The 14,473-nt window shown below is 61.4% G+C and carries 13 protein-coding genes; 9 read left to right on the top strand and 4 right to left on the bottom strand.

Annotated features, from left to right (window positions below; translation table 11 throughout):
* The first annotated feature begins 102 nt into the window (after positions 1 to 102).
* Complete coding sequence (gene trmB, locus BLS60_RS12575) at positions 103 to 819, top strand: tRNA (guanosine(46)-N7)-methyltransferase TrmB (protein WP_092368541.1); 717 nt, start codon at positions 103 to 105, stop codon at positions 817 to 819.
* Between the two features lie 146 nt (positions 820 to 965).
* On the opposite strand, the gene BLS60_RS12580 is transcribed toward trmB, so the two are convergent.
* Together BLS60_RS12580 and BLS60_RS12585 are read right to left on the bottom strand one after the other, a co-directional pair.
* Complete coding sequence (locus tag BLS60_RS12580; protein WP_070881009.1) at positions 966 to 1,850, bottom strand: EamA family transporter; 885 nt, start codon at positions 1,848 to 1,850, stop codon at positions 966 to 968.
* 163 nt (positions 1,851 to 2,013) lie between these two features.
* Positions 2,014 to 2,793, bottom strand: coding sequence for an exodeoxyribonuclease III (locus BLS60_RS12585; protein ID WP_070881008.1), 780 nt, complete (start codon positions 2,791 to 2,793; stop codon positions 2,014 to 2,016).
* A 93-nt stretch (positions 2,794 to 2,886) separates the two neighbouring features.
* Between BLS60_RS12585 and pyrE the strand changes: the two genes are divergently transcribed.
* Entirely contained in the window at positions 2,887 to 3,528 is a 642-nt protein-coding gene (gene pyrE, locus BLS60_RS12590) for an orotate phosphoribosyltransferase (protein WP_092368544.1), read from the top strand.
* A 26-nt stretch (positions 3,529 to 3,554) separates the two neighbouring features.
* Positions 3,555 to 4,148: a DUF4124 domain-containing protein gene (locus tag BLS60_RS12595; RefSeq protein WP_070881006.1), complete on the top strand. Its 594-nt coding sequence runs from the start codon at positions 3,555 to 3,557 to the stop codon at positions 4,146 to 4,148.
* An 84-nt stretch (positions 4,149 to 4,232) separates the two neighbouring features.
* Here the strand turns inward: BLS60_RS12595 and BLS60_RS12600 are convergent, their stop codons facing one another.
* Positions 4,233 to 4,634: an acyl-CoA thioesterase gene (locus tag BLS60_RS12600; protein WP_070881005.1), complete on the bottom strand. Its 402-nt coding sequence runs from the start codon at positions 4,632 to 4,634 to the stop codon at positions 4,233 to 4,235.
* A 310-nt stretch (positions 4,635 to 4,944) separates the two neighbouring features.
* Between BLS60_RS12600 and BLS60_RS12605 the strand changes: the two genes are divergently transcribed.
* The 6 genes from BLS60_RS12605 to BLS60_RS12630 all read left to right on the top strand — a co-directional run bounded on the left by BLS60_RS12605 (position 4,945) and on the right by BLS60_RS12630 (position 12,854).
* Positions 4,945 to 5,913 (top strand): PstS family phosphate ABC transporter substrate-binding protein, encoded by a 969-nt coding sequence (locus BLS60_RS12605; protein ID WP_070881004.1) that lies wholly within the window; start codon positions 4,945 to 4,947, stop codon positions 5,911 to 5,913.
* Between the two features lie 168 nt (positions 5,914 to 6,081).
* The gene (locus BLS60_RS12610; protein WP_092368547.1) at positions 6,082 to 8,367 is read left to right on the top strand and encodes an ABC transporter permease subunit; all 2,286 of its coding nucleotides are present in this window, start codon (positions 6,082 to 6,084) and stop codon (positions 8,365 to 8,367) included.
* Between the two features lie 19 nt (positions 8,368 to 8,386).
* Entirely contained in the window at positions 8,387 to 10,057 is a 1,671-nt protein-coding gene (gene pstA, locus BLS60_RS12615) for a phosphate ABC transporter permease PstA (RefSeq protein ID WP_092368932.1), read from the top strand.
* Between the two features lie 86 nt (positions 10,058 to 10,143).
* Positions 10,144 to 10,977: a phosphate ABC transporter ATP-binding protein PstB gene (pstB, locus tag BLS60_RS12620; protein WP_070881002.1), complete on the top strand. Its 834-nt coding sequence runs from the start codon at positions 10,144 to 10,146 to the stop codon at positions 10,975 to 10,977.
* Positions 10,978 to 11,082: 105 nt separating this feature from the next.
* Complete coding sequence (gene phoU / locus BLS60_RS12625; RefSeq protein ID WP_092368550.1) at positions 11,083 to 11,811, top strand: phosphate signaling complex protein PhoU; 729 nt, start codon at positions 11,083 to 11,085, stop codon at positions 11,809 to 11,811.
* 143 nt (positions 11,812 to 11,954) lie between these two features.
* The gene (locus BLS60_RS12630; protein ID WP_092368553.1) at positions 11,955 to 12,854 is read left to right on the top strand and encodes a response regulator; all 900 of its coding nucleotides are present in this window, start codon (positions 11,955 to 11,957) and stop codon (positions 12,852 to 12,854) included.
* Positions 12,855 to 12,934: 80 nt separating this feature from the next.
* On the opposite strand, the gene BLS60_RS12635 is transcribed toward BLS60_RS12630, so the two are convergent.
* A complete protein-coding gene (locus BLS60_RS12635; protein ID WP_092368556.1) occupies positions 12,935 to 14,353 on the bottom strand; it encodes a DASH family cryptochrome in 1,419 nt (472 codons plus the stop codon).
* Between the last annotated feature and the right edge of the window lie 120 nt (positions 14,354 to 14,473).

Here is a 14,473-nt window from a genome sequence, read left to right on the forward strand (position 1 = left end):
GTTTTTGCGGGGCCGCCTAGGCCTTGCACGGCTCTGGCTCGCAAGATCGTTATACAACTGTTCTCCCTTTATCCATTTAACGCCTGCGTTGCTGAGTACCCCATGAGCGATATCGAACAAACCCCCGCCGATGAAACCCCACGGCACATGCGCGCGATCAAGAGTTTCGTGATGCGCGCCGGCCGCATGACCGAATGCCAGCAGCGCGGCATCGATCTGGGCTGGCCGCAGTTCGGCCTGGAGCTGGCCGATGGTGCTCGGGATTTCGACGCGGTATTCGGTCGCCAGGCACCGCGCACCTTTGAGATCGGTTTCGGCATGGGTCATTCCACCCTGGACATGGCGGCAGCGGCGCCTGAGCAGGATTTCATTGGCGTGGAAGTGCACAAGCCGGGAGTCGGCGCGTTGCTCAACGGGGTGATGACTCAGAACCTCAGCAATATTCGCGTCTACAGCTGCGATGCGCTGGAAGTGCTGCGCCAGTGCGTAGCCGATGCCAGCCTGGACCGTGTGTTGCTGTATTTTCCGGACCCGTGGCACAAGGCGCGTCATCACAAGCGTCGCATCGTCCAGCCGGCGTTTGCCGAGCTGGTGCGCCAGAAGCTCAAGGTAGGCGGCGTGCTGCACATGGCCACCGATTGGGAGGCCTATGCCGAACACATGCTGGAGGTGATGAACGTCGCTCCCGGCTATCGCAACCAAGCCGCAGACGGTCGCTGCGTAGAGCGCCCGGCTGAACGCCCGGTGACCAAGTTCGAGCGCCGCGGTGAGCGCCTGGGGCATGGGGTATGGGACCTGAAGTTCGAGCGGGTCGACTGAGCGGCGCCCGGGCACACTTTCGTAGCCTGTCACTGAGCGCAGCGATGTGCAGAGGGCAATCTCGGCTGTGTTCCGCGGCTTTAGCGAAAACTGCTCCCCGGGTTTCGCGGCGCTCTACCCAAGCTACGGGTCCGGGTGGCCGTCGATCAGGCGGTAGCGCCGCGCAATTGCCGCAGCAGACGTGCACCGAAAACGTTGATCAGCAAGCCGAGCATCACCACCCCAGCCCCGATCCATTGCGCAGTGCTCAGGCCTTCGCCAAGCAGCAGCCAGGCTGAGCTGAGGCCGATTACCGGCACCAGCAACGAGAAGGGCGCAACCTGGCTGGCCGGGTAACGCGACAGCAAGCGGCTCCACAAACCGTAGCCGAGCAGGGTGGCGATGAACGCCAGGTAGGCGATGGCCAGCAGCGAGTTGAGAGAAATGTTGCGCAGCGCCGTTTCTATCTGCTCAGGTCCTTCCAGCATCAGCGACAGCGCCAGGAAGGGCAGCGGTGGAATCAGGCTGCCCCATACCACCAGGCTGACCAGATTCACCTGGCCAACGCGTTTGGTGACGATGTTGCCCAGTCCCCACATGGCCGCTGCGCACAGGGTCAGTACGAAGCCGGCCAGAGTGAAGCTGCGGCCGCTTTCGCTGCCGATCAGCAGTAACCCCGCCGCAGCGATCATCAGCCCGATCAGATTGCTACGGCGCACTCTCTCGCCAATGAACAAGGCAGCGAAACCCAGCGTGAAGAACGCCTGCGCCTGCAATACCAGCGACGCCAGGCCCGCAGGCATGCCGACATACATGGCCGAGAACAGGAAGGCGAACTGGCCCAGCGAGATGGTCAGGCCGTACGCGAGCAGCCAGCGCAACGGCATGTTCGGGCGGCGTATGAAGAGAATGGCCGGGAAGGCGGCAAGCATGAAACGCAGCGCGCCGAGCAGCATCGGCGGCACGCCTTCCAGGCCGACCTTGATCACCACGAAGTTGACGCCCCAGGCAACGATCACCACGGCTGCCAGCAGAATGTCCTTGGGTGTCATGATGCGCGGCCTTGTATGGTGGTGGAATGCGGATTCGCAGGCTAGCGCGGATGGTCCTGGCTGACACGCCACAGTTGCTGGCGATTTTCCCCATACAGCCGCACACATGAAAACGCCCCGAACAGGTCGGGGCGTTTCAATGGCGACATCGGCTACATCACGATCAGACGGTGAGCGTCCAGTCGTAGTCGACAATCAGCGGCGCATGCTGCGAGAAGCGTGGCTGACGCGGCAGGCGCGCGGTGCGTACGCTACGGCGCATGCCCGGGGTGAGCAACTGATAGTCGAAGCGATAGCCCAGGTTGAGCATCTCAGCCTGTTCGTTATCCGGCCACCAGCTGAACTGGTCAGCCTCGCGATTGACCTCGCGTACGGCGTCGATATAACCCATCGCGCCGGTGATCTCGTCCATCCAGGCACGCTCGGGCGCCATGAAGCCGGGCGATTGCTGGCAGTCGCGCCAGTTCTTCACATCCAGCTTCTGATGGGCGACATACAGCGAGCCGCAGTAGATGTAGTCACGGCGCTTGCGGCGCTGCTTGTCCAGGTACTTGGAGAAATCGTCCATGAACTTGAATTTCTGATTCAGGTTCTCGTCACCGCCCATGCCCGATGGCAGCAGCAGCGTGGCGATACTCACTTTGTCGAAATCTGCCTGCAGGTAGCGCCCGTAGCGATCGGCTGTTTCAAAGCCGAGCCCGCTGATTACCGCCTTGGGTTGCAACCGCGAGTAGAGCGCCACGCCACCTTGGCTCGGCACTTCTGCATCGCAGGCATAGAGGAAATAGCCATCCAGTTGGAGGGCTTGGTCGTCCAGCTCAAAGGCGGAGGCACGGGTATCCTGCAGGCAGATCACGTCGGCATTCTGTGCTTGCAGCCAACTGAGCAAACCGCGCTCGACTGCAGCATGAATACCATTCACGTTCACACTAATGATCCGCATAAATGGCCCCCAAAAACACGTGCGTGTATGATACCTGAGCTAGACGCCATTTAGTAATTCCAAGCCACATCCAGTGCCGCCTCAGGGTCATTCATGCAAACGTATCAGCGCGATTTCATTCGTTTTGCCATCGAGCGAGGCGTCTTGCGCTTCGGCCAGTTCACGCTGAAGTCGGGGCGCGTCAGTCCTTACTTCTTCAATGCCGGCTTGTTTGCCAGCGGTTTGGCATTGGCGCGTCTTGGACGTTTCTATGCCGCCGCGGTAGTGGACAGTGGTATCGAATTCGACGTGCTGTTCGGTCCGGCCTACAAAGGTATTCCGCTGGCAGCCAGTACCGGCGTGGCGCTGGCCGAGCACCATGATCTCGACCTGCCCTGGTGTTTCAACCGCAAGGAAGCCAAGGATCACGGCGAGGGCGGCACTCTGGTTGGCGCTCCGCTCAACGGCCGAGTGCTGATCATCGATGATGTGATCACCGCTGGTACTGCCATTCGCGAAGTGATGCAGATCATTCAGGCGCAGAGCGCTCAGGCGGCAGGCGTATTGATCGCGCTGGACCGTCAGGAGCGTGGCCGCGGCGAGTTGTCGGCGATTCAAGAGGTGGAGCGCGATTTCGGCATTCCCGTCGTGAGCATCGTTTCGCTGCAGCAGGTGCTGGAATATCTGGCCGATGATGCTGAACTGAAGCAATTCCTGCCTGCTGTCGAGGCCTATCGAGCCGAATACGGCATCTGACCCGACAAGCCGAGAGAGCGCGTTCCATGTCCAGATCGCCCGTCCTGCGTCGTACTCTGTGGCTCGGCCTGCTGCTGCCCCTGTGGGTGGGCGCCACCGAGATGTATCGATACACCAATGCCCAGGGCGTCACGGTGATCGACCGTCAGGGCGTGCCTAGCGAGTTCATTGCCAAGGGTTATGAGGTGCTCAACGACCAGGGCCGTGTGGTACGCGTGGTGCCGCCAGCGCCGACGCCCGAGGAGTTGCAGAAGCTGCTGGCCGATCGCGAGCGTGCCAAGTCGGATGCCCAGTTACTGCGGCTGTACAGCAGCCCCGAGGACGTTGATCGTGCTCGCGCCCGCAAGCTGGCCGAACTGGACGGGCTGATCGGTGTGGCCACGGGCAATTTGCAGGCTGCTCGTCTGCAGCAAGCCAACCTGCAGAAGCAGGCAGCTGATCAGGAGCGCGCCGGGCGCCAGGTGCCCGAACAGTTGCTTGGCCAGATTGTCAGTCAGCGCGATGAGCAGGTCCGCCTCAAGCAGCAAATCGAACGGCATCAGGCGATGCGCAAGAAGGCTGAAAGCAGCTTCGCGGCGGATCGTTCGCGGATAGGTGAATTGCTCGGGCAAGGTCGCTAGACCCTCGCTGAGCGAATGCCGGCGTCACGCTGCGCTTGCCGACAGGGCGGCCACACAGCCCGTTCAATGCCTGGGCGGTCGTCGCTAGCGTCGAGCAGGTACTGCGCGAGTGCGGCCGCTGCCGTCGATGGCGACAAACACGAATACCGCTTCGGTAACCTTGCGCCATTCGCTGGATAGCGGGTCATCACTCCAGACTTCGACCAGCATCTGGATCGAGCTGCGGCCGATCTCCAGTGCCTGGGTATAGAACGACAGCTGTGCACCAACCGCGACCGGAACCAGAAAGGCCATGCGGTCGATGGCCACGGTGGCCACTCGACCCGCAGCGACCTTGCTCGCCATCGCGGTGCCAGCCAGGTCCATCTGCGAAACCAGCCAGCCGCCGTAGATGTCGCCGAAACCGTTGGTCTCACGGGGCAGCGCGGTGATCTGCAATGCCAGATCGCCCTGCGGTATCGGGTCTTCCTGTTCCAAATCTTTCATCTATTCACGGCTCGCGGCGCGTTGGTGGGCCCAAGAATGCGGGCTGGGAAAGTATACCGACTGGGTAGTCGCACCGCGACCTTAGCGCGTTGCAGGCGCGCGTGCACCCGGATTCTAACTTTTAGAAGCCTCTCATCGTCGTCATCCAACTGTCATATTACGTACATAGAGTGGTCACACCGGCTGACGATACTGGGCCCCGTTCCAACCAACACCCAACACGACCCAAATCGTGAGAAGGCGGTAGACCGGGCGCTACGACTACGGCAAGCCAGCCTTCCAATGATTACCACTCTGCTAGGAGCAAGGCATGAAACTGAAGCGTTTGATGGCGGCCATGACATTTGTTGCAGCGGGCGTTGCAACTGCCAACGCGGTTGCCGCTGTCGATCCGGCTCTGCCGACCTATGAGAAGACGTCGGGCGTATCGGGCAACCTGTCCAGCGTCGGTTCCGACTCGCTGGCCAACCTGATGACTCTGTGGGCGGAAGGCTACAAGCAGTCCTATCCAAACGTGAACATCCAGATTCAGGCTGCTGGTTCTTCCACGGCGCCACCCGCGCTGACTGAAGGCACCGCCAACCTCGGCCCGATGTCGCGCGCCATGAAGGACAGCGAAATTCAGGCCTTCGAGCAGAAGTACGGCTACAAGCCGACTGCTGTCCCGGTCGCCATCGACGCCCTGGCCGTGTTCGTGCACAAGGACAACCCGATCAAGCAACTGACCATGCAGCAGGTCGACGCGATCTTCTCCAGCACCCGTCTGTGCGGTGAACCCAAGGAACTGAAAACCTGGGGCGAAGTTGGCCTGACCGGCGAGTGGGCGGCCAAGCCTATCCAGCTGTTCGGTCGTAACTCGGTATCCGGCACGTACGGCTACTTCAAGGAAGAAGCTCTGTGCAAAGGTGACTTCAAGTCCAACGTCAACGAGCAGCCAGGTTCGGCTTCCGTGGTGCAATCGATCTCCAGCACCGTCAACGCCATCGGTTACTCGGGTATCGGCTACCGCACTGCCAGCGTCCGCGCCGTTCCCCTGGTCAACAAGAAGGGTGAAGTCGAGGAAGCCAACGAAACCAACGCTCTGTCCGGCAAATACCCGCTGGCTCGCTTCTTCTACATCTATGTGAACAAGGCGCCTAACAAGCCGCTGAGCCCGCTGGATGCCGAGTTCCTGAAGCTGATCCTGTCCAAGCAGGGCCAGGATGTCGTGGTCAAGGACGGCTACATCCCGCTGCCTGCCAAAGTGGTCGAGAAGACCCGCAAGGAGCTGGGCCTGTAAGCCTACTGCTCTGAGCAATCTCGCAGCCCGCCTCTCCTTTGGAGTGGCGGGCTTCGCTGCGTCACCTTGCTGTAACTTTTCTGTCACACAAGCAGGCTAGATTGACCGGGTTCGTGAAACAGACGAAAAATACGGCGCGCTCATGGCCGCGCAGAGACGCTCTCCACTATGAATGACTTGGCAAGTGAACCCATGACCGCCTCTCCAAATTCCCTCGGGCTGGACTTCAATACTCCAGCCCTGCAACGCAAGCGGCGTATACGCGCCTTCAAGGACCGCCTGGCACGCTGGTGCGTGTCGATCGGCGGCCTGGCCGTGCTGGGCGCCATCACGCTGATCTTCTTCTACCTCGCTTATGTCGTGCTGCCGATGTTCCAGGGCGCCGATCTGGAAAAGCGTGACGCCATTCAGCCCGCCTGGTTGGCCGATGCCGGCACGCCATTGCTGATGGCGCTCGAAGAGCAGAACCAGGTTGGTATGCGCCTCGGGCGTGACGGCAAGATTCAGTTCTTCGATGCCAAGAGCATGGAGGCGTTGAACAGTGTCGAGCTGCCACTGCCGGTCGGCGTGGAAGTGGTGTCTGTGGGTGAAGATCAGCCGGGGAGCCACCGGGTCGCCCTTGGTCTGTCCAATGGCCAGGCGCTGGTATTCGAGCACACCTATCGCATCTCCTACCCGAATGACGTCAAGACCATCTCGCCGGCGATCATCTATCCATTCGGTGAGGCGCCACTGACCATCGATCCGCAAGGTCGTCCGCTCGACCACATGGGCCTGAGCGTCAACAGTGGCACGTTGCTGGTCGCTGGCTCCGTGGGTAGCGAATTGCAGGCGCTGAGCCTGAGCCGCGAAGAAAACATGATGACCGGCGAGGTCGAGGTCAGCGAAGAGCGCCTGTCGCTGCCGCAGATTGCCGAGCCCATCAAGGAACTGATCATCGATCCCCGTCAGCACTGGCTGTACGTGATCAACGGCCGCGCCACTGCCGATGTGTTCGACCTGCGCAACAAGGCGCTCAATGGTCGCTACAAGCTGCTCAACGACGGCGCTCGCGAAATCACCTATGCGACCTCGCTGCTGGGCGGCATCTCCTTGCTGACCGGCGACAGCACCGGCGGTATCCAGCAATGGTTCATGGTGCGTGACGAAGACGGCAAGTCGTCGCTCAAGCCCGTGCGCGAATTCACCATGGCCGGCAACCCGGTTACCCAGATCATCTCGGAAGAGCGCCGCAAGGGCTTTATCGCCCTGGATAACAAGGGCAATCTGGGCATCTTCCACAGCACCGCGCACCGCACACTGCTGGTCGAGCAGGTCGCGGATGGTCATGACATAGCCGCGCTGTCACCGCGCGCCAACCGTGCGCTGATTGAAGCCAATGGTAAGATCGAACGCGTATTGATCGACAACCCGCACCCGGAAATTTCCTGGAGCTCGCTGTGGGGCAAGGTCTGGTACGAGAACTACGACAAGCCGGCCTATGTTTGGCAATCGACCTCGGCCAACACCGACGCCGAGCCGAAGATGAGCCTCGCGCCACTGGCCTTCGGTACCCTCAAGGCTGCTTTCTACGCCATGTTGCTGGCAGCGCCACTGGCCATTGCGGCAGCAATCTACACGGCGTACTTCATGGCCCCGGCCATGCGCGGCAAGGTCAAGCCAGTCATCGAGTTGATGGAAGCGCTGCCAACGGTGATCCTTGGTTTCTTCGCCGGCCTGTTCCTCGCGCCTTATGTGGAGGGGCATCTACCGGGCATCTTCAGCCTGCTGATATTCACCCCCATCGGTATTCTGCTGGCCGGATTCCTGTGGAGTCGCCTGCCTGAGTCGATACGTCTGCGCGTGCCGGATGGTTGGGAAGCTGCATTGCTGATTCCGGTAATCCTGCTGGTTGGCGTGGTTTCGCTGAGCATGAGCGGGTACCTGGAGAACTGGCTGTTCGACGGCAACATGCGCGGCTGGCTGAGCAATGACCTGGGCATTCCGTTCGACCAGCGCAACGCCCTGGTAGTTGGCCTGGCCATGGGCTTCGCAGTGATCCCGAATATCTATTCGATCGCCGAAGACGCCGTGTTCAGCGTGCCGAAGAGCCTGACTTTTGGTTCTCTGGCCCTGGGCGCCACGCCGTGGCAGACCCTGACCCGCGTCGTGATTCTGACCGCCAGCCCGGGCATCTTCTCGGCCGTGATGATCGGCATGGGCCGCGCCGTTGGCGAAACCATGATCGTGCTGATGGCCACCGGCAACACGCCAATCATGGACATGAACATTTTCGAAGGCCTGCGCACCCTGGCGGCCAACGTGGCGGTGGAAATGCCCGAGTCGGAAGTCGGCGGCACCCATTACCGGGTGCTGTTCCTCTCCGCCCTGGTGCTGCTGTCGTTTACCTTCGTCATGAATACCTTGGCCGAGCTGGTGCGTCAGCGCCTGCGCGTCAAGTACGCTTCGCTCTGAGGACTGAATGACCATGTCCGTGAAACAGAACAATCTAAAAACCTGGGTCAAGAGCGGTTCGCCGTGGATCTGGATGAACGCCGGTGCGGTATCGATCGCCATCATCATGACCCTCGGTCTGTTGGCAGTGATCGCCACCCGCGGCCTGGGCCACTTCTGGCCTGCCGACATCATCGAAGCCAGCTACCAGATCCCGGGGCAGGAAGCCAAGATCATGGCCGGCGAAGTGGTGCAGAAGGAAGAGATTCCCCGTGCCCGCCTGGCCTCTGCCGGCCTGCCGGTAAACGTCGATGGCGGCGAGTTCATGACCCGCGAGCTGCTCAAGGTCGGTAACCGCGATCTGTACGGCGCAGACTTCTCCTGGGTCGTCGGCGAATGGCTCGGTGAGCAACGCACGCCGGCCGACCTGACCGCCTTCGAACGTCGTGAGTGGGGCAACTTTTACGGCTACCTGCTCAACGTCAAGGAAGCGGGCAAGTTGGTTGCCGAGGGCGATGCCGCCTGGCCCGAACTGCAGAAGCGCATCGACCGCGTCGATGATCTGCACAGCCAGATCGTGCGCCTGGAGAAGCGTGATATCGGCCGCATCAACGCCGGTCTCGAGCGCGTCCGTCTGCAGACTCGCAAGCTCGAGCTGAGCGGCAGCCTGACCGACGCCGCTCAGGCCGATCTCGCCGTCGAACGTGCCCGCTGGGATGCTGAATACAAGGTGCTGGAGGCAGAGCTGAATGCCCGTTATCAGCAGTTCAACCGCGACAGCGTAACCGTGCGTTCGGCTGATGGCCGCGAGCTGGAAATCAGCCTGGGCAAGGTGGTACGCGCGTTCCGGCCGAATGCGATGTCCGGTTTCGAGAAGCTGAGCTTTTATGGCAGCAAACTGTGGGAATTCGTCAGCGACGACCCGCGTGAAGCGAACACCGAGGGCGGCATTTTCCCGGCAATCTTTGGCACCGTCATGATGACCCTGATCATGGCCGTCATCGTCACGCCGTTCGGCGTCATCGCGGCGATCTACCTGCGCGAATACGCCAAGCAGGGGCCGCTGACGCGCACCATCCGTATTGCGGTGAACAACCTGGCCGGCGTACCAGCGATCGTCTACGGCGTATTCGGCCTGGGCTTCTTCGTCTATGTGCTGGGCGGTTCGATCGACCGCCTGTTCTTCCCCGAGGCTGCACCGGCGCCGACGTTTGGTACGCCGGGCCTGTTGTGGGCCTCGCTGACCCTAGCGCTGCTTGCTGTGCCGGTGGTGATCGTCGCTACTGAAGAAGGCCTGGCGCGGATTCCGCGGGCGCTGCGTGAAGGCTCGCTGGCGCTGGGCGCCACCAAGGTCGAAACGCTGTGGCGCGTGGTGCTGCCGATGGCCAGCCCGGCGATGATGACCGGCCTGATTCTCGCCGTGGCGCGTGCCGCCGGTGAGGTCGCACCGCTGATGTTGGTGGGCGTGGTCAAGCTGGCGCCGAGCCTGCCGGTGGATGGCAACTACCCGTACCTGCACCTCGACCAGAAGATCATGCACCTGGGCTTCCACATCTATGACGTCGGCTTCCAGAGCCCCAACGTCGAGGCAGCACGGCCTCTGGTTTACGCCACCGCGCTGCTGCTGGTAATAGTGATTGCGACGCTCAACCTGACGGCCGTTTACCTGCGCAATCGTCTGCGCGAGAAGTACAAGGCCCTGGATCATTAAGGCGGCTGCAGGCCGTAGCGCGAGGCCCAGGCGAAAGCCGGCCCGCGCTGCTGCTTGAAGCCTGTAGCCCCCGAAGGAGATTATTCATGCAACACGAAACCGCTTCCCACGGCATCGATATCTCGGCCCTTGGCCGCGACAAGCAGAGCCTGAACCTGGCCAACGAAACCGTGGCCATCGAAGTACCGGGCCTCAACCTGTACTACGGCGACAAGCAGGCCCTGTTTGACGTCAAGATGAACATCCCCAAGCAGCGCGTGACCGCCTTCATCGGCCCGTCTGGATGCGGCAAGTCGACCCTGCTGCGTACCTTCAACCGGATGAACGATCTGGTTGATGGCTGCCGCGTGGAAGGCGAGATCAACATCGACAACCGCAACATCTACCGCAAGGGTGAGGATGTCGCCGAGCTGCGTCGTCGCGTCGGCATGGTGTTCCAGAAGCCCAACCCGTTCCCCAAGAGCATCTACGAGAACGTGGTCTACGGCCTGCGTATTCAGGGCATCAACCAGAAGCGCGTACTCGACGAAGCCGTGGAATGGGGCCTGAAGAGCGCGGCGCTGTGGGACGAGGTCAAGGACCGTCTGCATGATTCGGCCCTGGGTCTGTCCGGTGGTCAGCAGCAGCGTCTGGTCATCGCCCGTACCGTGGCGGTGCAGCCGGAAGTGCTGCTGCTCGATGAGCCCTGCTCGGCGCTCGACCCGATCTCCACCTTGAAGGTCGAAGAGCTGATCTACGAACTCAAATCCAAGTACACCATCGTCATCGTTACCCACAATATGCAGCAAGCGGCGCGAGTTTCCGACTACACGGCGTTCATGTACATGGGCAAACTGATCGAGTTCGGTGATACCGATGCACTGTTCACCAACCCGGCCAAGAAGCAGACCGAGGACTACATCACCGGTCGTTACGGCTGACAGCTGCAATGGGCCGCCAGCGTCACGCGGCCATCCTGGGTGAATTCGCAGACAATGACTTGTAGCTTGAAGCTCGGAGCTTGAAGCCTTCGCGGAGCGAAACAGATGATCAACAAAGACAGCCTGACCCATCATATTTCCCAGCAGTTCAACGCCGAGCTGGAGGAAGTGCGCAGCCACCTTCTGGCGATGGGCGGCCTGGTCGAGAAGCAGGTCAACGACGCCGTGACTTCACTGATCGAGGCCGATTCCGGCCTGGCCCAGCAGGTGCGCGAGATCGACGACCAGATCAACCAGATGGAGCGCAACATCGACGAGGAATGCGTGCGCATTCTTGCCCGTCGCCAGCCGGCAGCTTCGGATCTGCGCTTGATCATCAGTATTTCCAAGTCGGTGATCGACCTGGAGCGCATCGGTGATGAAGCCACCAAGATCGCCAAGCGCGCCATCCTGCTGACCGAAGAAGGCGAGTCGCCGCGCGGCTACGTTGAGGTCCGCCACATCGGCGATCAGGTTCGCAAGATGGTGCAGCAGTCGCTGGACGCGTTCGCCCGTTTCGATGCCGAGCTGGCGCTGTCGGTGGCGCAATACGACAAGACCGTCGACCGCGAATACAAGACCGCGTTGCGCGAGCTGGTCACCTACATGATGGAAGACCCGCGCTCGATCTCCCGTGTGCTCAACGTCATCTGGGCCCTGCGTTCGCTGGAGCGGATTGGTGACCACGCGCGCAACATCGCCGAACTGGTGATCTATCTGGTGCGTGGCACCGACGTCAAACACATCGGCCTGACCCGCATGCAGGAAGAAGTACAGGGCGGCGCCAAGGAGTGATACTGGCGGCCTTGTTGGACGGCGCATGTGTGAATGACCACTCCGGCCTGTTCATCTATGCGTGCTGCCGCTGCGTTACGCTTTAGTGTTGGCCTTAGGCCAGTGCTGGCGACTATGCTAATGACCATTCGAGGGAGTGGTCGATGAGCAAAGTCAGTGTATTGGTGGTGGACGACGCCACCTTTATCCGCGATCTGGTGAAGAAGGGGCTGCGTGACCATCTTCCGGGTATCCAGATCGAAGAGGCGGTCAACGGGCGCAAGGCCCAGCAAGTGCTCGGTCGTAGCCCGATCGATCTGATTCTTTGTGATTGGGAAATGCCCGAGATGTCCGGTCTCGAGCTCTTGCAGTGGTGCCGTGAACAGGAGTCGCTCAAGGGCGTGCCGTTCATCATGGTCACCAGCCGTGGCGACAAGGAAAACGTCGTGCAGGCCATCCAGGCCGGCGTCTCGGACTTCATCGGCAAGCCATTTTCCAACGAACAGCTGATTACCAAGGTCAAGAAGGCCCTGCAGCGCGCCGGCAAACTGGCCGCGCTGATGTCGGCCACGCCGCCGAAAATGCTCAACAGCGGAGCGTTCGCCAATGATTCACTCTCGGCACTGACCGCCGGTAAAGCCGAAGTAGTGCGCCCAACGGCTACCGCACAGCCGGCAGCAGCTTTCGCCAGCCCTGCGGCTGGCAAAGCGGCTGTGAGTGCGCCTTCGGGCCGTGGCCAGGGCCAGCTGCGCCTGCCAGGCGGAACCATGGCCTGCGTGATCAAGGCCTTGAGCCTCAAGGAAGCGCTGTTGGTGGTCAAGCGCGCCGAACTGCTTCCGCAAGTATTGGAAAGCGCGGTGCTGGACCTGGAGCAGGGCGAGTCCTCGGAAGTGGCGCGCCTCAATGGCTATCTGCACAGCGTCGCTGCGTTCGAGCCCAAGCCGGACAGTGAGTGGCTGCAAGTGGTATTTCGTTTCGTCGACCGCGACCCCCAGAAGCTGGACTATCTGTCACGGCTGATCGCCCGCGGGACCACCCAGAAGCATTTCACTCCCGGCGGCTGATCGTCGCCGAACAAAAATCCCTCTCGCTGGCGCCTGCCAGCTATACCGAGCGGCCCCTCAGGCCGGCTCGGCTCTCGTCGTCAGGCCACGTTGTTGAGGTGCTGCTGCCACGCTTCGGGAATTTGCTCCAGCCGCGGGTAATGAATCGCTTCGAGCTCCAGGTGCGGCAGCAGAAATGGCGTATGGCGCAGGTGCTCCGGCAGGCTGCGCAGCTCCGGTATCCACAGGCTCACGTATTCACCATGCGGGTCGTATTGGCGAGCCTGTTTAAGCGCGTTGAAGGTGCGCTTGAGCCGAGGATCACTGCCGACACCCGCAAGGTAGGCCCAGTTACCCCAATTGCTGGCCGGGTCATAGTCGATCAAATGCTCTTCGAACCAGGCGGCGCCGTGCCGCCAATCCTGTTGCAAGTCGCTGACCAGATAACTGGCCACCACCTGCCGGCCGCGGTTGGACATGAATCCCGTCGCGCTCAGCTCACGCATGTTGGCATCCACCAGCGGCATGCCGGTGCGGCCCTGTGTCCAGCGGTCAAAGCGCTCGTCAATGTGCTGTGGTGCTCGCGCGGTCGCCTTCAGGCCGCCGGCTTCGAAAAGCGCCTGGCCGTGCCGCTGTAAGGTGCAGCGGAAAAACTCGCGCCACAGCAACTCCAGCCATAACCAGTAGGTGGATTCATTGGCGCCATAGAGTGATTCGTGGCGGCGCAGCTCGGCAGCCGTGCGGCGTGGCGACAGGCTGCCGTTGGCCAGCCAGGGCGAGAACTTCGAGGAATACTCGCTGCCGATCATGCCGTTACGGGTTTCCTTGTACTGACGTACGCCCTGGCTGTCCCACAGGTAATCACGCAGACGGGCCTGAGCGGCGAGTTCACCTCCCGAGAAGGGGAATGCACTGGGCGCGATGCTGAGGGCGTCGCCGAGGCCGAACTGAGATTGCGTCGGTAGGCTGAAGGCGTGGGTATCGACGCTCTCTGGCAGCGGTGGCAGCTGCTCAGGCGCACCTTGTGGCTGGAAAACGTACTGGCGCGCATCGATCAACGCACGGAACTGGCTATATACCGCAGGCAGTTGGTCGAGCGGGCACGGCAACTCCGCTTCGCTGAACAAGGCGTTGCCCTGGGCTATTCGCAGGGGGACGCCGCCCAAGCTCTCACGTACCCGCGCGAGCGAGGCGCGCTCCTGCGGCGCGATCTCATCGAGGGTCAGTACTTGCTGCACGTCGAACTGTTCGACCATCCGCACGATCACTTCTTCCGGCTTGCCGGTTACAACCAGGAGCTTGGAGCCGCGCTGGCGCAGGGCACTGTCGAGGGCGGTCAGGCTCTCCAGTAGAAAGCGTGCACGGTGAACGCCAATGCGCCGGCTGCCAAACTCGTCGAGTTGCAGCAGGGCCGGGTCGAGCACATAGAGCGGCAGCAGCTGATTGGCACTGAGTGCGGTCTGCAGGGCGGGGTGATCATCGAGGCGCAGATCCTGTTTGAACCAAAGCAGAGCACGCATGAAAAGTCCCTCATAGTCGACTGCATATGGATCGCCTAGAGGTATGTCAAGTTCAGAACCGTCTAGCGGCGACTGGCGGCTGTTTCACCGGCAACAGGCGTTGCATTGCCGACTGACGGC

Source organism: Phytopseudomonas seleniipraecipitans, assembly GCF_900102335.1.
GTDB classification, from domain to species: Bacteria; Pseudomonadota; Gammaproteobacteria; order Pseudomonadales; family Pseudomonadaceae; genus Aquipseudomonas; species Aquipseudomonas seleniipraecipitans.

Bases quoted from the DNA above. Each gene is read 5' to 3' on its own strand.
- trmB (WP_092368541.1), top strand. From the start codon at position 103: ATGAGCGATATCGAACAAACCCCCGCCGATGAAACCCCACGGCACATG.
- BLS60_RS12580 (WP_070881009.1), bottom strand. From the start codon at position 1,850: ATGACACCCAAGGACATTCTGCTGGCAGCCGTGGTGATCGTTGCCTGG.
- BLS60_RS12585 (WP_070881008.1), bottom strand. From the start codon at position 2,793: ATGCGGATCATTAGTGTGAACGTGAATGGTATTCATGCTGCAGTCGAG.
- pyrE (WP_092368544.1), top strand. From the start codon at position 2,887: ATGCAAACGTATCAGCGCGATTTCATTCGTTTTGCCATCGAGCGAGGC.
- BLS60_RS12595 (WP_070881006.1), top strand. From the start codon at position 3,555: ATGTCCAGATCGCCCGTCCTGCGTCGTACTCTGTGGCTCGGCCTGCTG.
- BLS60_RS12600 (WP_070881005.1), bottom strand. From the start codon at position 4,634: ATGAAAGATTTGGAACAGGAAGACCCGATACCGCAGGGCGATCTGGCA.
- BLS60_RS12605 (WP_070881004.1), top strand. From the start codon at position 4,945: ATGAAACTGAAGCGTTTGATGGCGGCCATGACATTTGTTGCAGCGGGC.
- BLS60_RS12610 (WP_092368547.1), top strand. From the start codon at position 6,082: ATGAATGACTTGGCAAGTGAACCCATGACCGCCTCTCCAAATTCCCTC.
- pstB (WP_070881002.1), top strand. From the start codon at position 10,144: ATGCAACACGAAACCGCTTCCCACGGCATCGATATCTCGGCCCTTGGC.
- phoU (WP_092368550.1), top strand. From the start codon at position 11,083: ATGATCAACAAAGACAGCCTGACCCATCATATTTCCCAGCAGTTCAAC.
- BLS60_RS12630 (WP_092368553.1), top strand. From the start codon at position 11,955: ATGAGCAAAGTCAGTGTATTGGTGGTGGACGACGCCACCTTTATCCGC.
- BLS60_RS12635 (WP_092368556.1), bottom strand. From the start codon at position 14,353: ATGCGTGCTCTGCTTTGGTTCAAACAGGATCTGCGCCTCGATGATCAC.